Origin of the sequence: Bacteroides sp. OM05-12 (assembly GCF_003438995.1) — a bacterium.
Classification (GTDB): Bacteria; Bacteroidota; Bacteroidia; order Bacteroidales; family Bacteroidaceae; genus Bacteroides.
The window spans coordinates 1-25,150 of record NZ_QSUN01000006.1 but is presented as its reverse complement, the minus strand read 5'-3'; the positions used below and the strand labels follow the sequence as shown (position 1 = coordinate 25,150).

20 protein-coding genes and 1 riboswitch are annotated in these 25,150 nt (G+C 37.9%); of the genes, 11 read left to right on the top strand and 9 right to left on the bottom strand.

Translation table 11 applies throughout. The features are described from left to right. Nucleotides 1-59: 59 nt before the first annotated feature. The 9 genes from DXB63_RS07315 to thiS form a co-directional block, all read right to left on the bottom strand. Nucleotides 60-6,050, bottom strand: a complete 5,991-nt coding sequence (locus tag DXB63_RS07315; protein ID WP_147332269.1) for a hypothetical protein — start codon at nucleotides 6,048-6,050, stop codon at nucleotides 60-62. Between the two features lie 350 nt (nucleotides 6,051-6,400). Next, the gene (locus tag DXB63_RS07310; protein WP_122125757.1) at nucleotides 6,401-7,009 is read right to left on the bottom strand and encodes a thiamine phosphate synthase; all 609 of its coding nucleotides are present in this window, start codon (nucleotides 7,007-7,009) and stop codon (nucleotides 6,401-6,403) included. A 61-nt stretch (nucleotides 7,010-7,070) separates the two neighbouring features. Next, the gene (locus tag DXB63_RS07305; RefSeq protein WP_122125756.1) at nucleotides 7,071-7,760 is read right to left on the bottom strand and encodes a HesA/MoeB/ThiF family protein; all 690 of its coding nucleotides are present in this window, start codon (nucleotides 7,758-7,760) and stop codon (nucleotides 7,071-7,073) included. A gap of 1 nt (nucleotide 7,761) precedes the next feature. Beyond that, nucleotides 7,762-8,892, bottom strand: coding sequence for a 2-iminoacetate synthase ThiH (gene thiH / locus DXB63_RS07300; protein ID WP_122125755.1), 1,131 nt, complete (start codon nucleotides 8,890-8,892; stop codon nucleotides 7,762-7,764). Nucleotides 8,893-8,905: 13 nt separating this feature from the next. Then, entirely contained in the window at nucleotides 8,906-9,457 is a 552-nt protein-coding gene (locus DXB63_RS07295; protein WP_122125754.1) for a hypothetical protein, read from the bottom strand. 1 nt (nucleotide 9,458) lies between these two features. Continuing rightward, the gene (thiC, locus tag DXB63_RS07290) at nucleotides 9,459-11,159 is read right to left on the bottom strand and encodes a phosphomethylpyrimidine synthase ThiC (protein ID WP_122125753.1); all 1,701 of its coding nucleotides are present in this window, start codon (nucleotides 11,157-11,159) and stop codon (nucleotides 9,459-9,461) included. A 12-nt stretch (nucleotides 11,160-11,171) separates the two neighbouring features. Next, complete coding sequence (locus tag DXB63_RS07285; RefSeq protein WP_122125752.1) at nucleotides 11,172-11,939, bottom strand: thiazole synthase; 768 nt, start codon at nucleotides 11,937-11,939, stop codon at nucleotides 11,172-11,174. A gap of 11 nt (nucleotides 11,940-11,950) precedes the next feature. Next, entirely contained in the window at nucleotides 11,951-12,631 is a 681-nt protein-coding gene (locus tag DXB63_RS07280; RefSeq protein ID WP_122125751.1) for a thiamine phosphate synthase, read from the bottom strand. Between the two features lie 6 nt (nucleotides 12,632-12,637). Continuing rightward, complete coding sequence (gene thiS / locus DXB63_RS07275; protein WP_122125750.1) at nucleotides 12,638-12,838, bottom strand: sulfur carrier protein ThiS; 201 nt, start codon at nucleotides 12,836-12,838, stop codon at nucleotides 12,638-12,640. Between the two features lie 62 nt (nucleotides 12,839-12,900). Beyond that, nucleotides 12,901-12,992, bottom strand: a riboswitch (TPP riboswitch). Nucleotides 12,993-13,471: 479 nt separating this feature from the next. Here thiS and DXB63_RS07270 point away from each other — a divergent pair. The 11 genes from DXB63_RS07270 (at nucleotide 13,472) to DXB63_RS07220 (ending at nucleotide 24,855) form a co-directional block, all read left to right on the top strand. Beyond that, nucleotides 13,472-14,023 carry a UpxY family transcription antiterminator gene (locus DXB63_RS07270; RefSeq protein ID WP_122125749.1) on the top strand — a complete coding sequence of 184 codons (552 nt, stop codon included), beginning with the start codon at nucleotides 13,472-13,474 and terminating at the stop codon, nucleotides 14,021-14,023. A gap of 12 nt (nucleotides 14,024-14,035) precedes the next feature. Then, nucleotides 14,036-14,500: a UpxZ family transcription anti-terminator antagonist gene (locus DXB63_RS07265; RefSeq protein ID WP_122125748.1), complete on the top strand. Its 465-nt coding sequence runs from the start codon at nucleotides 14,036-14,038 to the stop codon at nucleotides 14,498-14,500. Then, nucleotides 14,475-16,010 carry an MATE family efflux transporter gene (locus DXB63_RS07260; RefSeq protein WP_122125747.1) on the top strand — a complete coding sequence of 512 codons (1,536 nt, stop codon included), beginning with the start codon at nucleotides 14,475-14,477 and terminating at the stop codon, nucleotides 16,008-16,010. The genes DXB63_RS07265 and DXB63_RS07260 overlap by 26 nt, the downstream gene beginning before the upstream one ends. Then, on the top strand, nucleotides 15,997-17,022 hold the full coding sequence (locus tag DXB63_RS07255; RefSeq protein ID WP_122125746.1) for an acyltransferase family protein: 1,026 nt from the start codon (nucleotides 15,997-15,999) through the stop codon (nucleotides 17,020-17,022). Before DXB63_RS07260 ends, DXB63_RS07255 begins: the two co-directional genes overlap by 14 nt. Beyond that, nucleotides 17,019-18,149, top strand: coding sequence for a UDP-galactopyranose mutase (glf, locus tag DXB63_RS07250; protein WP_122125745.1), 1,131 nt, complete (start codon nucleotides 17,019-17,021; stop codon nucleotides 18,147-18,149). Before DXB63_RS07255 ends, glf begins: the two co-directional genes overlap by 4 nt. A 407-nt stretch (nucleotides 18,150-18,556) precedes the next feature. Next, nucleotides 18,557-19,159: a hypothetical protein gene (locus tag DXB63_RS17785; RefSeq protein WP_147332268.1), complete on the top strand. Its 603-nt coding sequence runs from the start codon at nucleotides 18,557-18,559 to the stop codon at nucleotides 19,157-19,159. Nucleotides 19,160-19,232: 73 nt separating this feature from the next. Beyond that, on the top strand, nucleotides 19,233-20,030 hold the full coding sequence (locus DXB63_RS07240; RefSeq protein WP_147332267.1) for a hypothetical protein: 798 nt from the start codon (nucleotides 19,233-19,235) through the stop codon (nucleotides 20,028-20,030). Between the two features lie 236 nt (nucleotides 20,031-20,266). Then, a complete protein-coding gene (locus tag DXB63_RS07235) occupies nucleotides 20,267-21,301 on the top strand; it encodes a hypothetical protein (RefSeq protein WP_233522818.1) in 1,035 nt (344 codons plus the stop codon). A 15-nt stretch (nucleotides 21,302-21,316) separates the two neighbouring features. Next, a complete protein-coding gene (locus tag DXB63_RS07230) occupies nucleotides 21,317-22,630 on the top strand; it encodes a UDP-glucose/GDP-mannose dehydrogenase family protein (RefSeq protein WP_122125741.1) in 1,314 nt (437 codons plus the stop codon). After that, on the top strand, nucleotides 22,627-23,814 hold the full coding sequence (locus DXB63_RS07225; protein ID WP_122125740.1) for a glycosyltransferase family 4 protein: 1,188 nt from the start codon (nucleotides 22,627-22,629) through the stop codon (nucleotides 23,812-23,814). The genes DXB63_RS07230 and DXB63_RS07225 overlap by 4 nt, the downstream gene beginning before the upstream one ends. Before the next feature lie 210 nt (nucleotides 23,815-24,024). Next, nucleotides 24,025-24,855: a glycosyltransferase family 2 protein gene (locus DXB63_RS07220; protein WP_122125739.1), complete on the top strand. Its 831-nt coding sequence runs from the start codon at nucleotides 24,025-24,027 to the stop codon at nucleotides 24,853-24,855. The last annotated feature ends 295 nt before the right edge of the window (nucleotides 24,856-25,150 follow it).

Here is a 25,150-nt window from a genome sequence, read left to right as displayed (position 1 = left end):
AGTAAAAAGCCATGGCTATATATCAGCCACGGCTTTTTTATTAATCAGAAGGATAAGAACTATTCAATAATCACTTTACTGATTTCTTCCGTTCCATCATCATACAAGCTCTTTACAATATAAATACCTTTAGACGGTTTGGATATGAGCATACCGCTTACAGTATAATAAGTACGACTTATACATTCCTTCATTCCCATCGTTTCATCAATAGAATTTGCTTTAGTGACATTAACGGAATAAGTCTTTGTCAAATCGTCCGCTGTAACTGTAAGAGTACCTTTACCTACTTTCACCGGTATTACATCATTACCCTCGATAACAAAATGTTCTGAAGCAGTCCAAGTAATACCGGAAGGAGTACCAATCTGGAAATCAGCTGTTACATTATCGAATGTATCTTGTCCATCAAAAACGACCGTAGTTGCATAGAAATTGGCAATCTTATTATCCGTAAAGTTTTTCAGGACAGGGTAGGTAGCCGTTGCATAAACATAATCATCTCCCATACCGGCTTTTGTCATTTCCGCAGTTGTCAATCCCGTACCAATAGAATCCACCGGATAAACAGGATTAACCGACTTGTCAAAATAGACATTCTTTGACTCGATTACAATGCCTTCACTATACGGCATAATGATATTACCTATTTTAGTAGTAGCTGTTGTAACTATCTTACCGCCATTATAACAGTTTGTCATCTTTAATCCATCCAATAAAGCGACACCAATAAATCCGCCGACAAAATCAGGGGCAGTCAAAGTTCCCATATTATAACAGTTCGTTAATTCCGGGTTTCCATATCCCCAGAATCCTCCTACATTCGGGAATCTGCTACCATCACTACCTCCATTGGAAGTAACATTACCTACATTGAAACTGTTAGTAACCGTACCGGAACCGATACCGCTAAATCCTCCTACACCGTAACCATCGGAAGTTACATCACCGGCATTCCAACAATTATTTGCAGGACTGGAACATCCACCACTAAATCCACCGACGAAATTACCTGTAGCTGAAACCGTACCTAAATTATAACAGCTTTCCACCTTAGCACCAGAGGTAATAGTTCCTACTACACCTGCTACATAGGTTCCATTACTGCACGTCACATTTCCTTTATTATAGCAATTAATCAGATTCGTTTCATAATCCGTTGCGCCTCCAAGACTTGCCGCTATACCACCGGCATTAGCTTTAGTAGAAGTTATATTACCTGTATTATAACAATTTTGTATATCATTGCCACCTTGTACCTTACCGGCAATTCCACCGATAGTTCCTCCACCGGAAATATCGCCCGTATTATAACAATTATCAATCAAAGTTTTCACTTTACTTGCTGTAGTAGCAATAATACCGCCTACAGTTCCTGATGTTCCGGATATCTCTGCTGTATTGTAACAATTCATAATCGTACAGCCATCGGCATGACTGGCTACAATACCTGCCATATAAGTAACACCGCTTACTTTTCCGGTATTATAACTATTCTGCACCGTACCTTTACTAAGAGCAGCAATTCCGGCTCCATAATTCTTGGTCGGAGCAATTTCTCCACTATTGAAACATCCGTCTACAACAGCGCCAGCACTAAGACTACCAACGATACCTGCCGCATAATCACTCTTGGTAACAATCTTTCCGTAGTTTGAAGAGTTCTTAATCGTTGCTCCTTCATAAGCGATAGAAGCTATACCTGCCGCATAAGTAGAATTGGAAGTTTCTATATCTGCTTTATTAATACAATTATCAATCGTACCATATAAACGTCCCACTAATCCGGCAGCATAGCTATAAACTTTAATAAAGCCACTTTCAAAAGTAAGATTGCTGATTGTTCCACTCTCACCCACAGTACCAAACAAACCGATATATTTGCTGGAAGAGGTGGTCTTTTCATAATTTACATTAGAAATCTTCTTTCCGTTACCATTAAAGTATCCTTGGAATTTGATACTACCGGTAGCTGACACCGGCACATATTCCTTATCTGTATAATCCAGATCATTGACCAACAAGAAATGACTTCCGCTATATTCCATCTTAGACTTTTCGATAAAGTTAGCAAGTTTGGTCATATCCTCTGTCGTCTCAATGAGGAATGGACTTTTCTCTGTACCCGTACCTTTCAATATTTCCGGTATAGCCATAATAGGATATGCCTTTTGATAATTATCATATACTGCGACCAAAGTATCATAAGCTACTGTTTCGTCCGTAGGAATAGTCACCATGAGCTTACGTCCGGAAATCTGGAAATTCTTATTCTGCTTCAATGTCCATGTCAAGGAAGAACGATTGGAAAGTGTAGCTTCCGTTTTGACAGCGGAACGTGATTCTTCATCTGCAAAAGCAACGTAAATATTACGTGCAGCAATCGCAGCTTCTTCATTGGCAAATAATTTCAAGACAGGATATCCGTTAGCAACAAAAGACCAGACATCATCAGACAAATTGGTTAATACTGTACCTTTGGTCAGTTCTTTCGTCGTTAATCCGTTAATACCACTTACTTTAGCATTATTAGCGCCACCGGATGTGTTGATCTGTGCGTCATAATAATTGTCTGCAATAACGTTCTTACCGGCTAAATTACCAATGATACCGCCTTTGGTAATCTCATCACTAAGACAATCCACTAAAGCCGTATTCACGCACGATGTCACATTACCTGCTTCTTTTGCATTCGAGTTTCCTCCGACAATACCACCTACATTTTTATAGGAAGCAACATATCCGTTATTAGAAGAACTATTGATTGTCCCGTAATTCAACCCTACAATACCTCCGGCAGTACTTTGAGTTCCTTTCTTTTTATATGCATTAAAGAAATCGGCAAGAACTTCTCCGTCATTTTGTGAGAATTCAATGGTACCTATATTATATCCTACAATACCACCGGCACCGGTTTCTCCCGCTAGAATCTTACCTGCATTATAACAATTACTGATAACAGCAGTCTCACCCGTCATTCCGGCTATACCGGCAATATAACCACTAACCGCATTTACATCAGAATAGTTAAAACAGTTCTCAATACGTCCTTCAGTATATCCTGCAATCGGTCCTCCATAAGCCCAAAAAGTGAAATCACAATCATCTGCCACAACTATATTCTTGATAACACTAGTTTGCGTGCACAGCCCGAATAATCCCGGATACAAATAAGCACCGGTTGTAATGGCCGTGCCTTTATCATCAAATCCGGTTGCAACAATTTTCAATTTATGAATAGCATATCCGTCTCCATCAAATATACCTGCAAATGCATACGAACTGTTTCCATTTGCTGCAACTCCTGAAAAGTCCTCACCATATCCGAAATCAATGTCATTCGTCATCTTAAAATAATCTCCTTCATGAGGCTGACCGTGTACCGTAGTTGCTTTATTCAGATTTATAAAATCTTCTTTTGATTTTATCAGATAAGGCGATTCTTCCGTTCCTTCACCGTCAAACATCTTAGCTACGAGAGCTAAAGAATAGAACTTGAAACTTTTTTGATCCGGTGTGAAAGCACAAAGCAATTCTGTGGAATATATATTCTTTAAAGTAACATCACTTCCGCTAATAGAAAGGCCATCATCACTATCCACAAAATTCTTATTAAAGAATACTTTCCAAATTATATTATTAGCAGTGCTGACTTTAAAGTTTTTCTTCACTTTCTTAATCGTTTCATTTCCGTTGAGCGTCATAGCGGCAGCGGATAAATAAGCGGCATCCACATTGTCTATCCCTTTCAGGCGTGGATAGAGTCCTTTAGTAAAGGTCCAAATACTTGAATCAAATCCGGAAAGACCATTTTCACCGGTCATATCAACCGTAGACATTTCTCCGATTTTAGCACTAAGTCCTGTTACCTGTTTATCAAAATAAGCATTTTGAAGAATATCTTCCGAATAAATTTCTCCATACAAAGCTTTCTGTCCATTCATGGATGCAGAATTTACCATACCGGAATTATAGATATTCTTAATGACAGTCGGATCAGGTTCTCCACCACCCATATCTACACCTTTCATTATATATCCGATAACACCACCAACCCATAGGCCATTATTGCTATTTACTACAGTACCTGCATTGTAGCAATCCGTAACCGTTAACTCTAATGTAAAACCGATAACACCACCGGCAGAACCGTGCACCTCTTCAGATGTCATGGTACTAACCGAACCAACATTGAAACAACGGGTTACTTTTCCTTTCAATGCTTCTCCTACAACGCCACCGATATAACCATATCCGTATGTATCAGAGACACTCCCGACAAAATAACAATCTGCTGTCTGGCAATCTGTTCTATTACCGGCCACTTGAGAACCAACTACACCTCCCGTAGCTCTATTCATACTTGAGATATATCCGTCCATCGTAACACTTGCATTCGCCCAACATTTTAGAACCTGCCCGTAATTTGCTCCCGCAACGCCACCGGTATCACCAAATCCGGAAATTGATCCGCTGAATGAAGAATTCTTCAGAATACCATAAACATAACCGGCTACACCACCGGCAATTACATTTTTAACAGCAATTTTACCTTCTACAGTACAATTTTCCAAATTTCCAATACACTTTCCTACAATACCACCAATATAACTACCACTGGCAACGTAGTTTATACCTTTCATATTTAGGTTCTTAATTGTTCCGGCAGCATCAAGTACACCGAATAATCCAACAAAATTATCACCTCCTGTCTCCAATTCCAAATTGGAGATGGTCTTACCGTTTCCATCAAAAGTTCCGGCAAAGGCATGCGATTCGGAATCACCTATCGTACGGAAACGGGAAGTCATCGTAGATATATCCAAATCATTCATTAATTTGAAATACTTTCCTTTATAATTCGTCCCTTTATTGACTTGCTGAGATAACATTTGCAGATTTTCCACCGTTTTAATCTGATAAGGTGCACTGGCAGTTCCACTTCCTTCAAAATCAACAGTCAATTCTTTAGGATAGCGAATAGTAATAGAAGTAGTTATCGAAGTGGATAATACTTGCATTGCACAAAGAGAACTCTGTATCCGGTTAAAAACGCCCCAACTTCCTAGCGTTAAGGAATTTGCTGTACCGGTTCCCTGAATAGGACCTTCAATTAACCCGGAAGTACTCCAATCAGCCGCACTGCAATAAAAATCACCATAAGTACCATTAGTAAATATGTATTGCGGAGATATTGAAAGTGATTTATCAGCATTCAATGTCACATTAACCGCCCTTCCGTTATTCGCAAAATTAATGATAGACAATTCATTATCATATTTTTGCTCAATCAATGCACCATACTTTTCTGTTTCTTTAGGCAAAACATTAGATATAACAGCATTCGTAAGAACCAATTCCGTCTTATCCATTGCATCAAAACAACTTCCGGCATACTTCCCTTCTGCAACAAATACTCCCCATGAAGCAAGTGTCACAACTCCATTTGCATCAATAATACCTGTTATCGGATCAGTAGTACTATATTTCATTGTATTCAGATCCACTGGATAAATAAAAACAGGACCGTAAGTTTGATGATTGGTTATCATCTGAGGAGCTATACTGATTGTATTTGCACCAGCATCAATTGTTGCTGTTATTTCACTGTTCATTCCCCAGAAATTCAATATTTTCAGCGTTGTATCATCTACTTTGGAAATAGCAATACAAGTGTAACTAACTTCATCCGGAGTATAATGACTATAATCCTTTTGGATATATACACCACTCATATCGGCAACAGCTTTTTTAATCACATTCTTTTTATTATTTTGCTGCTTCACAAAAGATTGTTCAGTATTCAGTATCCAATTCCCTTTCTTTAATGACAACTCTTTCTTCTTGACGAACTCGACTTTCGTATCCGAAGAAATTGTTGGTTGTTGAGGTAGGTTAGGTGAAGGCTGCTGGCCTTGTTGCATCTCTCCAGGCTTTAAAGCCAATTTAGGATTCGTCACCAGCTTTTCAAGCGAAATGTTCTGTGCATTACTATTCCATGATAGTGCACATAAGCAGAACAAATACAAAAAAAATGTAGTTCTCCGCATAGTGATAAGGTTTTAAACGTCTATTGCTTTCCCTTCAGAAATCAATAAGAGCTATTAAGGATTCTTTGATAATTATTTTAATTCTATACTTGATAACAAGAATCCTATTTATTATCAAATCAGAATATAAATTCCTTAGTACAATATTGAATAATAAACATTTAATAAATTTGAGTGACGATTTATAATAACTTATGTATAATTTCAAATATATAGGATTAATAGTATTTGTAAATATTTTATATTTTATTTTTAATATTATTTAATTATAGAATTGCATATCTGCATTTTTATACAAAAAAAGGATGACCGATTAGGGACATCCTTTTAATAGAACTAAAAATATCTTTTTAATCCGCCATTTCTTTCAATTTAATAAAATGCTGTACAATGCGATGGTAATCCTGATCTTTGCAATCATCAAACTTATTCCATAAATCACCTAAAATAACAGCACCACCAAAACCATAATCCTTTATCTGTAGTATATTATCGGGATTAATGCCTCCTAATGCCATTACATTTTTATCTATTATTCCTTCCTTAGCAGCTTGTCGAAGTTCTTCGGGGGTATATGCGGAGTTATAATCTTTCTTAGAAATACTATCGAATATCGGACTCATAAAAACGTAATCATAATAACGCTTTTTCGCTTTTACTTCTTCTATGGAATGACAAGAGCAACTTACATGACCGGAAAAACCTTTGGGCTCTTGCGAATTTCGTGCATTGAGATGGATTCCCATCAAACCAAACTCTTCCTTCAAATAGAAATGTTCATGCGTAACAATATATCGATGATATTTTTCCGGAATCAACGTTAACAAACGCTCTGAATACATAGCGGCTGTCTCTGGTTTCCTTAAATGAAGAATATCCAGACCTTCTTCAAACAAGGCTGTGATAATCTTATCTTCCTCAATGAAGAACGTTGGTTTGGTTATTACGATTAGTTTCATGATCTATTGAATATGTGATTGCAGAGCAAAGTTAATGATTAACATCTATGCTACAAAGGTTTTACAACAAAATTATATTCGTTTGCATTGTACGTAAATCGATTGTCCACAATTTACCAGCCAAGACATCACCAAAACCGCAAATAACCTTTATTGCTTCATTCGCTTCTACACTGCCTACCACGGCGGGAGTTACTCCTAATACTCCTTTTGACGGGACTGGCATTTCCGTCATTTCTTTTTCATCGGGATAAAGCGTCCGGTAATTCGTACTCCCTTGATAATTGAATACGGAAACTTGCCCTTCAAAACCACCTATTGCTCCGTAAACATACACTTTACCCAGTTCAAGGCAACAGTCATTTATCAAATAACGGGTGGCAAAATTATCGCATCCGTCTATCACAATATCATATTGACCGATTAATTCTTTCGCATTTTCTTCTGTCAAACGGGTTGAGTAGGGGATTACTTTAACATCTCCGTTTAGTGCAGCCAACCGTTTTGCTGCACATTCTGCTTTCTTCATACCCAGTTCCGATTCCGAATAAAGTACCTGTCTCTGAAGATTGGTAATACTAACCACATCATCATCCACCAGTCCGATAGTACCCACACCTGCGCCTGTCAAGTACAAGGAAATGGGAGAGCCTAATCCACCGACGCCGACTATCAAGATTTTATTTTGGGCAAGTTTACGCTGTCCTTCTTCACCTATTTCCGGAAGAATAAGTTGTCTGTCATAACGCATATCACACTGCTTTTACATGATCAAAGGATTCATCCCAATCTTTCCAAACCGGTTCTCGTCCTAAAGACTTCAATACAGCTGCTATCTCTTTTGCCGTACGCTCATCACTTACGTGGAATTGTTCCAAAGTCTGCGGATAGCTATAATATCCTCCCGGTTCCGTTTTACTTTCTGCACTCATGGTAGTCACTCCAAGCGTAGCCATATGATCCCGAATCTTTGCCGGTTCACGGGTTGAATAAGAGATATCCACATCATGGTCAAAGATACGCATGGCAAAAGTCACCTGTGCCAATTGCTTATCATTCATAATCACATTCGGCTGGAACCCACCATTTTCAGACGGGCGCATACGAGGAAAGTTCACGCTATATTTGGTTTTCCAATAACGCTTCTGAAGATAGCGTAGATGATAAGCCATCATCGTAATATCCGTACGCCAATCCTTTTCTAACCCGATAAGCACTCCCATACCGATAGAATGTACTCCCGCCATCCCCATACGGTCAAAACCGTTTACACGCCAATCAAACTTAGACTTCATTCCGCGAGGATGATAAATATTATAATTCGCTTTGTGATAAGTCTCTTGAAAACAGATAACACCATTCAGACCGTGATGCGTAAGTTCCTCATACTCTTCTACATCAAGAGGCATAACCTCTATTTTAAGATTAGAAAAATAAGGTTTTGCCAAGTCAAGCGCACGAGCAATATACGGTACTCCGGCTTTGGCAGGATTTTCACCCGTCACCAACAACAGATTCTCAAACGGAGCCAGTTTCTTGATTGCCTTATATTCATTGACAATCTCTTCCTCGGTCAAGATAGTACGCTTCATCGGATTGCTGATATGAAATCCGCAATATACGCAAGAGTTAGTACAAGAATTTGTTATATACAAAGGGATGAACATCGACATGGTTTTTCCGAAACGTTCCAACGTATATTTACGGCTTAATTGCGCCATCGTCTCCAGATAGGGTTCGGCAGCAGGAGAGAGCAATGCCATAAAATCATCCACATCGCAACGTGACTTTCCGAGCGCACGTCGCACATCGGCATCAGTCTTGGAGTAGATGGCTTTGGTCGTCTCCTCCCAATTTATTTTTTCAAGTTCTTCTGAAAACATTGTATTTGCTATTTTAAAGTTCTGATAAACTATTATTTCTCCCTTTTCTTATCTTTTTAAGAATCGTTCTTCGTGTGCACTGTACGGCCGTAGAAAGATATTCCGGTTCCGCATTCTCCAAATAAGCCTGAAGTTCACCCATTAATTCTGGTTCTTTCAGACATAGGGAATATGCCAACTTCATACAAACCGCCTGCACGGCAACACTTTCATTAGGAGATAACATCGCTGAAAGACAAAAGTCCAGAAACATCACAGAAATGGGTTCGTACACGGGAAGCAGATAAACCATATTTAATAACAGGCGTTTTTGACCGTCATGCATACACCGCACTGCCCGTTCCATCAACTCTTCGCGTTTGGGCAAAAAGAATTCAGGATACTTCAGGCATAGCTTTTCACATGCCCAAGCAGCTCTCCATGAAATCTTTGAGTCTTCATCATCCAATAAAGAATAGAGTTCGGAAAAGCGGGCAGGTGTTTCTTCCACCTGCCTCACAATACCGTCTACCATCTGCCTGCCCAGTTTTCCTGATAATGTTTCTTTAAAACTTCCGGCTTCCATTTTATTTATTTTCCACGTCTTTCAAATCACGGCTCAATTTCATTGCACAGAAATTAGGTCCGCACATGGTACAATACTCGCCGTCTGTGTGACGTCCTTCCTGGAAGAATTCCAAAGCACGGTCCGGATCCAGACTCAAATGGAACTGATCACGCCAACGGAATTCATAGCGTGCCTTGCTCAATGCATTATCACGCACCTGCGCGCCCGGATGACCTTTTGCCAAATCCGCAGCGTGAGCAGCAATTTTGTAAGTAATCACTCCCGTGCGCACATCTTCCTTATTAGGCAATCCCAAATGTTCTTTCGGAGTAACATAACAAAGCATAGCAGTACCCAGCCAACCTATTTGAGCCGCACCGATAGCCGATGTGATATGATCGTATGCCGGAGCAATATCCGTCACTAACGGACCGAGCGTATAGAAAGGCGCATTATGGCAATGAGAAATCTGACGTTCCATATTCTCTTTAATCTTATGCAAAGGCACATGACCCGGCCCCTCTATGAATGCCTGTACATTCTTATCCCACGCACGAACAACCAATTCTCCCATCGTATCCAATTCTGCAAACTGGGCTTCGTCATTGGCATCGGCAATACATCCCGGGCGAAGTCCGTCACCCAAAGAAATAGCGACATCATACTGAGCGAGAATATCACAAATATCATCAAAATGCTCATAAAGAAAACTTTCCTGGTTATGAATCAAGCACCATTTACTCATAATGCTACCGCCCCGGCTCACAATACCGCACAGACGTTTATCAGCCAAATGTACATTGTGTCGACGTATCCCGGCATGAATCGTAAAGTAATCCACCCCTTGTTCACATTGCTCAATCAAGGTATCTTTATAAATCTCCCAACTAAGGTCTTCCACCTTGCCGTTTACTTTCTCCAATGCCTGATAGATAGGTACAGTACCTACCGGAACAGGACAATTACGTACAATCCATTCACGGGTTTCATGGATATTATCTCCCGTAGATAAATCCATCAACGTATCACCTCCCCATTGGCAGCTCCATACAGCCTTATCCACCTCTTCTTCAATCGTGGAAGTTGTGGCAGAGTTCCCTATATTTGTATTAATCTTCACTAAGAAATTACGTCCGATAATCATCGGTTCACTCTCCGGATGATTGATATTGGCAGGAAGAACAGCACGTCCGGCAGCAATCTCGTCACGTACAAACTCGGGAGTAATATGCGTATCGATACCCAATTCTTTACAATTCATATTCTCACGGATAGCCACATATTCCATTTCAGGAGTTACAACACCCGCTTTGGCATACGCCATTTGTGTAATCGCTTTTCCCGATTTAGCCCGATAAGGCAATGCAATATGCTCAAAACGCAAATGATCCAAACTCTTGTCATCTCTGCGCATCTTACCATATTCGGAAGTAATAGAAGGCAATTGCTCCACATCTCCACGACCTGTAATCCAGCTTTCACGCATATGCGGCAAGCCTTTCTTCAAATCAATCTTCACGTCCGGGTCACTGAACGGACCACTTGTATCATATATATAAACAGGAGCATTGGGGGTAGTTATCTTTTCACCGTTTACCGTAGTCACGGTAGGAGTAAGGTTCACTTTTTGCATGCCTACCTTTATAAAAGGAAACATTGTACCTTGTATATATGCCTTTTCCCGATGTGCGTAAGGCTTATCTTTTTTGTTATCTTCCATAATTGTTTTTATTTAGTCAAGGAATGAAGTTAAAGGAGAAGAAGCGGAAGCAGTGAAGCCCACTGATCCCAAACCGGCTTCATAAGCCATTCGTCCGGATTCTACCGCCAATTTAAAGGCTTTTGCCATCTCTACCGGATTTCCGGCCACAGCAATCGCCGTATTTACCAACACTGCGGATGCGCCCAGTTCCATTGCTTCTGCGGCGTGACTCGGAGCACCGATACCGGCATCCACTACAACAGGTACATTTGCTTGTTCTATTATAATACGCAGAAAGTCCCTCGTTTGCAAACCTTTATTTGTTCCGATAGGAGCACCCAAAGGCATTACTGTGGCAGCTCCGGCTTCCTCCAAACGTTTACACAGCGTAGGATCCGCCTGGCAATAAGGCAATACCACAAATCCCAACTTCACCAACTGCTCAGTCGCTTTCAGTGTTTCAATCGAATCGGGTAGGAGGTAACGGGGATCCGGATGAATCTCCAGTTTCAACCAATTTGTACCAAAAGCCTCGCGTGCCATCTGAGCGGCAAAAACAGCCTCTTCCGCATCGCGAACGCCCGAAGTATTCGGTAAAAGCCGGATATTCGGATGAACGATATGCTTCAACATATCATCTTCTTTATCATCCAAATCGACACGTTTCATGGCTACAGTCACCATTTCACAGCCGGATGCAAGAATAGAATCTTCCATCAGCTGATTGGAACTGAATTTTCCCGTTCCAAGGAATAGGCGGGAGTTAAATTCCTTTCCCGCAATAATCAATTTCTCCATATTCGTATATTCTACTTCTTATTATATTTTTCGTCTTTAAAATATTCCATCTGCCAATCCGATTCCACTCCCAACTGTCGGGTCATCTCTACCAATTCCCTCATTTCCCGAACCGGATCATCCGCTCTCAGCACCGTTCCGGATAGAGCGATACCAACCACTCCCGTTTCCGCAATAACCGGAATATCTTCTTTCGTAATACCTCCGATGGCGACTAACGGCATCGCTATATTCTCCGCTTTCAGTCGGGAAATAATATTCCTATATCCCTCCAAACCAAGTATCGGACTTAGATTCTTCTTCGTAGTCGTATATCTGAAAGGACCGCATCCCACATAGTTAGCTCCGGCTTCATAATGCATTTTCACATCCTCGAAAGTATTTGCCGTACCTCCGATAATGAAATTATTCCCCAATATACGACGGGCTTCTGCCACCGGCATATCCATCTTTCCTAAATGCACCCCGTCGACATGCAGTCGTTTCACCAACTCCACATGGTCATCAATGATAAACACCGCATGATATTCCCGGCATAATGCCCGTACCTTTACCGCTTCCTGTTCCAATTCTTCCGAAGAAGCATCTTTCATTCGCAATTGTATCCAGCGGCAACCACCTTCCAGTGCCATCCGTGCCGAATCATAATACGAATATCTATCCGTGAAATGTGTAATAAACTGTAAATCCATTTAGATTTATCCTCCGCAAGCTGCTTTAATAATTACTATGTTATCGTTCTCTTTCAAGACAAAACCATCCCATTCCGTACGGGAAACCATACGGTTGTTTACAGCGATAGCAATCCCTTTTTCCGGCAATTGCAACGATTGTGCCAACGTGGAAACAGAAGTGTCGGAAGTAACTTCCTGTTCTTTGTTATTTACCAATACTTTCATAGCATTTTATGTTCATAAATAAAATAAGTAATGTGTAAATACAAAGAGCTGCGGATGCAGGAAAAGAAAAGAGTAACAATCCCTTCGGCAGTACTAACTGCATCAGGTTCTCAGGGTATAATCTCAGCCCACCGGGGCACCCCTTTGTTTTACAGCAGACAAAAGTAAAAATAAAGTTTGAGATACGAGCACCTTTTCCCGATTATTTATGATAAATATGAAATATAGATGAAATACACTGAAATATTCTTTGACAAGATTAGTCCTACCTCTATATAAGAGGTTGTACTCACAGAGGTATGGACAGAGTACTAAAACGCCGCAAAGATAAGCTAAAACAATAATATAAAGCAATTTTTATAGCAGTTAATTTCTTGCATTTAACTGCTTATTTTGACATTTTTTTGATGAAGAGTTATAAGTATCGAGCTTGAGATGTTACATAATATACAGAAAGACAATCATGTAGGGGTGTTATTCTACCTCTTATATAGAGGTAGGACAAAAAGGCTATTTCCTTTTGGGCATTTCTTATTGACTCACAGACACATAACACTGTAGAGAGTCAGGAAGGTTTATCCCTAAGAGAAACGCTTATTAAAGTAAAAAATAATATTTTACCTAATAAATGAGATGGAAGAGCCAGACGAGAAAGAGCAAAAAGAAACGCGCGTATGGTATGCCGTCCGCACTTTCTATTGCAAAGAAAAGTTTGTAGCCGATTTCTTTACCCAAAAAGGACTAAATTCTTTCATCCCCATGCGTTATGAAGAGCGCATCACACCTGATGGTAAAAAACATCGGGTTCAGATACCCGCAGTTCATAATCTGTTATTTCTGGAAAAGACACAGAGTGAAAAACAAATTAGCAAAGCAACGAGTGATTGCCCTGTGCCTATCTTTTTTATCCGTAATCGTGATACACAAAGTTATTATGAGATACGTGATAAAGAAATGATCGAATTTCGCGCCATCTGTGATCCCAATTACGAAGGCACACTCTATGTAGATGCTGCTATGGCGGAAGCTAAAAAAGGTCAGAGAGTTCGCGTCACACATGGTCCTTTCAAAGGTTTGGAAGGGAAGTTAGTCCGTTACAAAAATCGCTTTTACGTGGTCATTACCATTGTCACACTGGGAGTTATGATACACATCCCTAAATGGTACTGCACCAAAATAGAATAATTCAAAACATACATGGATACCTTACAGGTACAGGTCGAGAAACTGCAACGCTTAGCACGTCAGCAGCTTTTCCTCGACTATATTGACGAACCTGTTTATGCCGATGACATTAGCCGTGTGAATACGGAAATCCGTCATTTGGTTGATGCACTTTTTCCCGTCAGAGGAAAAGATGCAGAGCAGGAGGCTGCCCTATGCCTATCCCTCTTAATGGGTTATAACGCCGTCATATATGGTCAGGATGACGATAAAAAGAAACAAATCATCTTGGATCGTATCTTTCGGATACTAAACCAATTGTCTCCATCCTTATTGAAATGCCAACTCCTTATCTATTGTTACGGAGAAGTCCTTGATGAAGCATTGGCCGATGAAGCAAATGAGATTATCAATAGCTGGCAGGAGAGGGGATTGACAAAAGAAGAACAAAAAATTGCAGAGACTTTAGAATATGTCCACAGCCAACCGTGTAATTAAAAACACAGGTTATCTATATGCTAAGATGGGTGTAACGATGTTCATATCGTTATACACTACCCGTCTGATTCTTAATTCCTTAGGAGCAACCGACTTCGGTATTTTCAATATCGTAGGCGGAGCTATTGCCATGCTGGGATTTCTAAATGCGGCAATGGCAGGTGCCACTCAACGGTTCATGTCCTATACCGAAGGAGAAGGGAATAAAGAAAAACAGAAAAGTATATTCAATGTCAGTGTAGTTCTGCACCTTCTCATTTCATTACTCGTTGGAGTAGTATTATTGATAGCTGGCTATTTCTTTTTTAATGGAATCCTCAACATTCCGACAGACAGAGTTTTTGCAGCACAAGTTGTTTATGGAAGTCTGATCGTCAGCACGATGTTTACCGTAATGACTGTGCCATACGATGCTGTGCTTAATGCACATGAGAATATGCTCTATTATTCCATTGTAGGGATTATCGAATCTGTTTTAAAACTAATAGTAGCCTTTATTGTTGTCTATACCCTTTCGGATAAACTGATTGTTTATGGAATATTGATGGCATGTATTCCATTGATAACCATGAGTATCATGCGGGTATATTGCCATAAGCACTATGAAGAATGTATTATACAGCTTCGCAAATATTGGCATAAAGGGTTGATGAAAGAGATGAGTAGCTTTGCAGGCTGGAACTTATTAGGAAGTACTTCAACGATTTTATCCGGCTACGGTTTGGGATTGGTCTTGAATCATTTCTACGGCACTATAGCCAATGCAGCGCAAGGTATTGCCAACCAAGTATCCGGGCAGTTAGGTACTTTCGGTTCAAGCATAAAAAAAGCTCTAAACCCGGTTATTACCAAAAGCGCAGGCGCTAAAGATAATACATTGATGCTCCGTGCCGCTATAACAGGTTCAAAAATAACTTTTTTCATTGTTACCATCTTCTTTATACCTGTTTTGGTAGATGCGGACTATATACTAAAACTTTGGTTAAAAACGCCACCACAATATAGCAATTCATTTTGTATATTGCTGTTAATAACAAATATACTGCAGAATCTCACTTTATTCATACCACAAGCAATAGCCTCCGTCGGTAAAATTAAAAAGTATTCGCTTTGGAGTTCAATCATTAACTTCCTGCCGGTTCTGCTGACCATCATTGGATTTATATTAGGTATGAGCCCCGAATTCTTATATATCTCTATGATAATCGGTACAATTATCAAAATCATTTGTGACTTATATTTCGGTCAGATTTTATGTAAAATTAATGCCTTTAGTTATACAAAGAGTGTAATATTCAGCATGTTGTTCTGTGTAAGTTTGGGCATTTTAGTCGGGGAAATAATTAAGCAGACAATGCAGCCGTCTTTTATCCGGTTCATTATTATCGCGATTGTCAGTATGCTTTCCTACCTATATTTCTTTTATATCATTTCATTTAATAAAGAAGAAAAAAATATGACATACGCAATGTTCCTAAAACTCAAACAGAAAATATATGCAAAGAGATAAATCCGTAGATATAGCTAAGGGTATAGGTATTATTTTAGTCGTATGGGGACATACATTCGGTTGTTGTCCAATCCTCAATTGGATATTATTATTTCACATGGCCCTATTTTTCTTGTTATCAGGCTGTTTTATCAATCCAAACGATTCATATCGTGTCTTTTTTTATAAAAAATGGAGAACTTTGTTAGTCCCATTAATTAGTTTCTATCTGATATGCTTGAGTATAAAGCTCATACTCAAAGTATTTTTAAAAGGAAATTATAAGCCTCTCACTGATTTAACATTCTACATGACTAGAAACATAGATTATCCTTTATGGTTCATTTTCTGCCTTTTCTTTGCCGTATCTTTTTATTACCTTATTAAGAAGAATTTTAAGAATCCGTTTCTTCCAATTTTTCTTTTAACCGTAATAGGTTTAATCTTTTTCTATTTTCAGATAGAGTTACCCTTATGGTTATCACAAGCGTTTTTAGTAACTTCTTTTCTATACCTGGGTGATTTATACTATCACAGCAATAATAGAAAACGATTGGATATTACTATACTGGTTTTAACGTTACCGGTCTTTATCTATGCAGGAATAATGAATTTTAAAGTTGATATAGGAGATCTATCTATTATTCCAAATCCGTTTATATTCTTTGCTTCAAGTATCGGTGGTATAGCGTTTGTTGTAATAATAAGTAAATTGATTAGCCGTTTTAGGTTTAGCATAGTATTTGAAAAATTAGGAATTTATTCACTTTTCATTTTTGCATTGCATGCAAATGCTTCCTATCTAAACCCAATAGCACAAAAGCTAACACTATTTTCTTACAAATTATTAGGTACATCGCCTATTGATATTAATAATATTCAACAATCAGATATCCTGTTTGGCATTTATAAAACCATTTTATCACTGTGCTTATTCTACATAGTTGGTGTTTTGTTGAAAAAGCATATACCCATGCTATGGAGTTATAACAAATCCACAGATAATTTCTTAAACAAAAGCTATAGTCTATGAAAGCATATAATTATCTAATTGTCGGTTCAGGATTATTCGGCGCCACTTTCTCCTATCGCGCCAAACAAGCCGGCCAAAAAGTTCTTATCATTGATAAACGCCCACAATTAGGGGGTAATATATATTGCGAAAAGATAGAGGGCATCAATGTTCATAAATATGGCGCTCATATCTTCCATACATCCAATAAAGAAGTATGGGATTTTGTAAACTCGATTGTCCCATTTAACAGATATACCAATTGTCCGGTTGCCAACTATAAAGGAAAGTTGTATAACCTGCCTTTCAATATGAACACTTTTTATCAGATGTGGGGCGTGACTACCCCGGCTGAAGCATTAGCTAAGATAGAAGAGCAAAAGCAAGAAGCTGTCGTAAAAATGAGAGCTGACGGCATCACCGAGCCCCGGAATTTAGAAGAACAAGCTATTTGTCTGATTGGCAAAGATATTTATGAAAAACTGATAAAAGGCTATACTGAAAAACAATGGGGAAGAGCCTGCACGGAACTTCCGGCATTTATCATCAAGAGATTACCGGTTCGTATGGTATTTGACAATAACTATTTCAATGATAAATACCAAGGGATACCTATCGGTGGCTACAACAAATTGATTGAAGGTCTTTTGTCCGGTATAGAAACCATGTCCGATAAAGATTTCTTTGAAAACCGTCCTTATTGGGAATCATTAGCGGAGAAAATAGTGTTCACCGGAAAAATAGATGAATATTATGATTACCGCTATGGCAAGCTAGAATACCGCACAGTACGCTTTGAAGAAGAAATTCATAATATCACCAACTATCAAGGCAATGCCGTAATAAACTATACGGAACGGGAAATTCCTTATACGCGAATCATCGAACACAAACATTTTGAAATGTTTGGCGCAGAAGTTGACACTCACCCCAAAACGGTCGTTTCAAAAGAATATTCCACAGAATGGAAAGACGGGATGGAGCCATACTATCCGGTAAATAATGAAACAAACAATAAGCTCTATTTAAAGTATAAGGCTTTAGCTGATAAGGAGACAAATGTTATTTTCGGCGGACGTCTCGCTGAATATAAATATTATGACATGGCACCGATCATAGAACAAGTCTTAAATATGCAAACGATATGAAGTATATCATAGAAGAATATGTCCTGAATGAATATAATGCTTCGTCAAAAGCACGAAAGGATATCTCTCATTTCGTCTTACAAAATGGATTTCAATCATTAGGGAAAAATGATAAAACCAAAATCAGGCACAATAAATTGGCGAAAACGATACTGGCATTTAAACTCTTTATGCGAATTTTCAGCCTGGGAAAAGAAGACACTCTATTTTTACAAACATCCAATGTACTGTTAAAACAAATTTTAAGAATAAAAAGAATCAAGAATTTTAAGATTATATTTTTAATACACGATTTATATTGTTTAAGATACTCTGAACCGGAAAGTATCCGAATAAATGAAAGTGAAATAAACACAGATATCAAATTAATGTCGCAATGTGATTATATAATAGCACATAATCCCATTATGGTCGACAGACTCAAACTATTCGGTTGTACTTCAAATATTATCTCATTAAATATATTCGATTATATCTACAACCTGCCTGTACGACGTACAAAAACAAGAACACCCGATCAACGCATACAAGTTGTCTTTGCCGGTAACCTAAGTAAATCCAAATTTCTTCAAAATATGGATAATAAGCCACATAATTATAATTTAATCATATACGGAGGGCCGGAAATGAAATTCAGAAATTCAATTTACAAAGGATGTGTCGATGCAGACATATTACCTAATATTATTGAAGGACATTTCGGACTAATCTGGGAGGGGGATTTCATTGCCAAAGAAACGGACAATTATCTATGTGTCAATAATCCCCATAAAATGTCAATGTACATTGTTGCCGGACTTCCGATTATTGTATGGAGAAAAAGTGCAGCAGCCAAATTTGTAGAAGAAAATAAAATAGGCATAACAATTGAATCATTAGACGAAATAGATACGATTGCGGATAAACTAACGACAGAACAATACTCTATAATGGTTGAAAATTGTCACAAAATACGGCAATCATTAGTTCACGGAGAACATATCTATAAGGCATTGTCCTCTTGCCAATGAATCTATATAAGCCATTCAAAGAGGATTAATATTACAATACAAATAGCAACTACAATCTCATAAAGTATTTAATATGCAAATAACATTAGTTCCAACAGCAGGATTATGCAACCGAATGAATGCTATATTAAGCGCTATTGCATTAAATCAACATTATCATTACCCGATTAATATATACTGGGAAAAAACATCCGATTGTTGTGCCGAATACACGGATTTATTTCAACCTATAGAAATCGAAGACATTACAATTTCTTCATTACACAAATTTTATTTGAAGCCTGGTGGGAAAAATAATTTATTTATACCTAATATTTGGCGTTCTATGTTATTTGATGCTTCCTATAAAGGAAATAAAATATTAGATATGGATTTCAATAACTTAATAAAAGGTAAGGATAAAATTTACATAACAGCCTATAATCGTTTTTGCCCACTAAAAATACAACATTCTATCGGAAGATTTTTCAGACCAATAGAATCAATAGAAAATATAATTAATGAAATAACTCAAAAATATGAATCTAACATAATTGGGGTTCATATACGTAGAACTGATAATATAGCGGCAATAGCAGAAAATCCAATAGAAAAATTTATTTCCTTAATGAACAAAGAAATAGAGGTAAATCCTTTATGTAAATTCTATCTAGCTTCTGACGACTACCAAATTAAAGAAATTTTTCTTGAAAAATTTCCAAACAGAATTATTTCCCCTAAATGGGAATTATCAAGAAACACAGTAAAAGGAATGAAAAATGCTGTCACTGAATTATATTGTCTTAGTAGAACAAAAAAAATTATAGGTTGCACAAACTCAACTTACTCTAATACAGCTTCTCGCTTATATAATATTCCACTTATTCTTTAAAACAAGATAGTCCGTTAATAATGTTTATGAGTAAAAAAAATACATTTTTCTCTTTTTTTATACTTCTAATTACTTTTATGTCTGTTTCCCAATGGAGTATAATACCGATAGGAAATACTGTCATATATTGGATCTTTTGTTTTTTAACTATTTTTTTATTATTCCATATTAAAAAAAAGAATTTTCATCCATCCAATCATAAAGATTATCTTATTATCTTCATTTATCTCATCTGGATGACTATAGGTTGTATTAGAGGTATATTGATTGCAGATGGATACTGGGAATGGAAACAATTAATCACCGGAGCATTAGCTTTGTCATTACCTGTTTTTGCATATGTTTTTTCTATACCCAAAATATCGCATGATGTACTTCACGTATGGATTAAATACGCAATTCCTCTATTTTTTCTATTATTCATATGGATAATAGGAACTGCGAGCTATCAATTTTATTTAAGTCCAATATTTTTGATTGCCTGTTTTTTACCCATCATTCCTAAAAAATGGAGATATATTTTTATCTTGCTATTATTATTAATGCTATTTGCTAATTTGGGAGCACGAAGTCAGGTTTTAAAATCATTCTTTACTTTATGTATGAGTGCCTGCATATTATTTCACAAGTTCTTTGCCAATAAAATATTAAAGCTTCTGCACTGGACATTTTATATCTTACCTATAATCTTATTATTTCTAGGAATTAGCGGACAGTTTAACATTTTTGAAGATTTATCCAAAAATGAAGGAAAGATAGTTGAACGAAAAATGGTTAATGGTCAATGGGTTGAGGAAGATTTATCTGCAGATACACGCACTTTCATTTATGAAGAAGTTATAAGTTCGGCTATCAGACATAATTACATATGGTTTGGGCGTACTCCTGCAAGAGGCAATGATTCTATGTCTTTTGGCAGTTATAGTGCAGAAAATCTAAAAACAGGAAAATATGAACGACATTCCAATGAAGTATGTCACCCCAATATTTTCACATGGTTGGGACTGGTCGGAGTTATTTTGTACAGTCTTATCTACTTAAAAAGTTCATATTTGGCAGTTTATAAATCAAACAATATTTATATTAAAATTCTAGGTGTATTTATAGCCTTCAGATGGGCTTACGGATGGGTTGAAGATTTTAATAGATTTGACATAATGAACATTTCATTATGGATGATGATTGCCATGGGATTCTCCGAACAATTCCGCGATATGACTGATCGGGATTTCAAAATATGGATCAGAAGTATTTTCTGGAAGCAAAGATAATTAAAAAAAACAATTATGAATATCGCAATTGTAGGTACAGGTTATGTAGGACTTGTATCCGGTACTTGTTTTGCCGAAATGGGCGTAAACGTCACTTGTGTAGACGTCAATGAAGAAAAAATCAAGAATCTCCTGAATGGAAAGATTCCTATCTATGAGCCTGAATTGGATGAAATGGTACTCCGAAATCACCGAGAAGGACGCCTGAACTTTACAACTGACCTCACCTCCTGCCTAGATAATGTGGAAATCGTATTCAGCGCTGTAGGCACACCGCCCGACGAAGACGGAAGCGCAGACCTAAAGTATGTGCTAGAAGTAGCAAAAACTATCGGGCAAAACATGAATAAATATCTGGTAGTAGTTACCAAATCGACCGTTCCCGTTGGAACAGCCCGTAGAGTGCGAGCCGTTATTCAGGAAGAACTGGATAAACGCGGTGTACACATTGAATTTGATGTGGCATCAAATCCCGAATTTCTGAAAGAGGGTGCAGCCATCAAGGACTTCATGAGTCCTGACCGTGTAGTGGTCGGTGTTGAATCCGAAAAGGCACAGGAACTAATGAGTAAACTCTATCGCCCTTTCTTGCTGAACAACTTTCGGGTAATCTTCACGGACATCCCATCCGCAGAGATGATAAAATATGCAGCAAATTCCATGCTCGCTACCCGTATCAGTTTCATGAACGACATTGCCAACCTATGCGAACTAGTAGGTGCAGATGTGAATATGGTACGTAAAGGTATTGGTTCGGACAGCCGAATCGGTAACAAATTCCTATATCCGGGATGCGGATATGGCGGCAGTTGTTTCCCTAAAGATGTAAAAGCACTGATAAAAACCGCGGAAAAGAATGGCTACAGTATGAAAGTTCTGAAAGCGGTAGAGGAAGTGAACGAAAATCAAAAAAGCATTCTGTTCTACAAACTGAATAACTATTACGGTGGAGCCCTCCAGGGAAAGACAATCGCTCTTTGGGGACTGGCTTTCAAACCGGAGACGGATGATATGCGTGAAGCTACGGCACTGGTCACCATTGATCTATTGCTAAAAGCCGGATGTAAAGTCCGTGTGTATGATCCGGTTGCCATGGACGAATGCCACCGTCGAATTGGTAATGCAGTGGAATATGCCGCAGACATGTACGACACCGTACTCAATGCCGACGCCCTACTGCTACTTACCGAATGGAAACAGTTCCGCCTGCCAAGTTGGGGAGTCGTGATGAAAGCCATGAACAAACCATTGGTTATAGACGGAAGGAATATTTATGACGCGCAGGAAATGAAAAATTTAGGAGTCGAATATTATTGTATCGGGAAATGAGAATAGGAATTATTTCAATGGTGGATATCAGCACCTTTCTCCCATTCTTCGAAGAGAAAGAAGATAAAATACTACTAGAAAGCAACTGTTATCCCAATGCTGCTCCGGCTGTAAATACACTAATATTATCTTTCTTAAAAGCCGGTCATTTTGTCCGTATTTTTACAATCGCGAATAACAGTTTTAAAATACAGAGTCAAAACCTTGAAATTCATACAGTAACTGCATACCAAAAATATCCTTGGAAATACTTATGGGGAGTTTACAAAAATGCTTACTCGTTAAAAGTATTATTAAAAGATCGGTTAGATGATTTAGATGTTTTACATGCACACTGGACTTATGATTTCGCTTATGCAGCTTCATATTACAGCAAGCAAATTCCTGTTATATGTACAGTAAGGGATTGGGCTTCTTATATATGGAAAATTGAGTCAGCCAAAAACAAAATAACGTGGTGTTTTAAATATATAATAAATGAAATGGTTTTTCAACAAGAAGACATTCATTTTGTAGCAAACTCTCCTTATACCGCTCAATTAATAGAAAAAAAATATCATAAAACCGTTCCCATAATTCCAAATTCCATAAAATCATCTTTCATCAGAACAGATTCACATTTACAATCCAATAAATTAAATATTCTATGTATATCTTCCAGTAATGACAAAAGAAAGAATATAAAAAATCTATTGAAAGCCTTTGGACTTTTCAGACAAAAGTTTCCTAATGCTATTTTACAATTAGTAGGAGCACCTTTCATTGAAGGAGAACCGATTATAGAAAAATGGAAAAGGCAGAATCTACTACAACAAGTTATTCTTGTAGGATCAGTAAAACATGATAAACTTATAGAATATATTGACCAAGCAACTTTATTTATAACTCCTTCATTAGAAGAAACTTTTGGAAATACATTACTTGAAAGCATCGTCAGAAAAGTCCCGGTCATAGGCGGAATAAATTCAGGGGCTGTTCCATACGTCTTACAATACGGAGAAGCAGGTTTCCTTTGTGACGTTTCTAATCCTAACTCTATTTGCAGTACTTTAGAATATGTATGTACAAATCCGCAAGAAGTCAATAAAGTTGTTCAAAGAGCATATCAGATAATAACTACTAAGTACAACGATTCGACAATCTGCGACCAATATATTTCTCTATATACAAAATCCATTAAATAATAAATCTCATGCTTAAATCTCTTATAAAAAACGATTTCATTCTGAGTATAACAATATCAATTTACAACCTCATCCATTTTAATAACAGTTGAAAATATCGTTTCTCTAACTTTTTTCGTTTAAAGGTGTATTTCTGAAATGCTATGTATACCGGAATCCCTTGTAAAATAATTAAAGAAAATATTGATTGGAACAGATCTAAATTGTAACATGCAATCCTTAGCCATCCTCCTAACCGTCTTCAACCGCAAGGCAAAAACCCTACAATGCCTGCAAAACCTATACGCTCAGCTCCCGATAGAAGGATACACCGTAGACGTCTACCTGACAGATGACGGCTGTACCGACGGAACTCCCGAAGCTGTCAAAGAACAATTCCCTGATGTCAACATCCTTCACGCAGATGGGAATCTGTTTTGGAACAGAGGAATGTATAGGGCTTGGAGTAGGGCTGCTGAAACGAACGACTATGATTTCTATATGTGGCTGAATGATGATACTACCATTTATCCGGATGCATTAAGCGTTTTATTACAAACATCAAATGCTTATAAGGATAAGTGTATTATTGTAGGAAAGACCTGTGCCGTAGGAAATCAGGCTATTATCACTTATGGTGGAAGAACGGAGAAGAAAGGATTAATGCATCCATCGGATAAAACACAACAGTGCGATTTCTTTAACGGTAATATTGTATTGTTCCCTAAAAGCGTTCTCGAAAAAGTTGGAATGAACGATTATCGTTTCCGTCATGCTTTAGGGGATTTTGATTATGGCATGCGTGCAAGGAAATTGGGAGTACAGTCGGTCGTTGCTCCGGGTATTTTGGGAGAGTGTGACGAACATGATTCATTGCCCGTATGGTGCAATCCGAAGAAACCTTTCAATAAGCGGTGGAAAGCTTTTCGTTCACCATTAGGACACAACCCCGAAGAGTTTTTCATTTACGAAAACCGCCACCACGGGATTGTGATGGCGTGTTTCCACTATTTCACCAATCATCTACGGGTAATGTGTCCGTGGATATGGAGAAAGGATTAATTAGGTTTTAGTTCTCCATAAATAAAAATAGTTATCAAGACATTAAAAAAATCAACCTATATGTTTTTTTCAATCAACCCGATGTTTTTTAAAATCAACCTATATGTTTTTTAAAAACATAAGGGTGATTGAAAACAAACATTAAGGTGTTTTTTTAAAAACATCGGGTGCGGCATTTGTGACACTTGTGACACCTACTTTCAAACCTTATATATACATAGTAATAATATAAGTGATTGTATCGTCCTGTTTTTGGTTGACTGGTTAAACTTAATAATCCTACTATAGGTTGTCT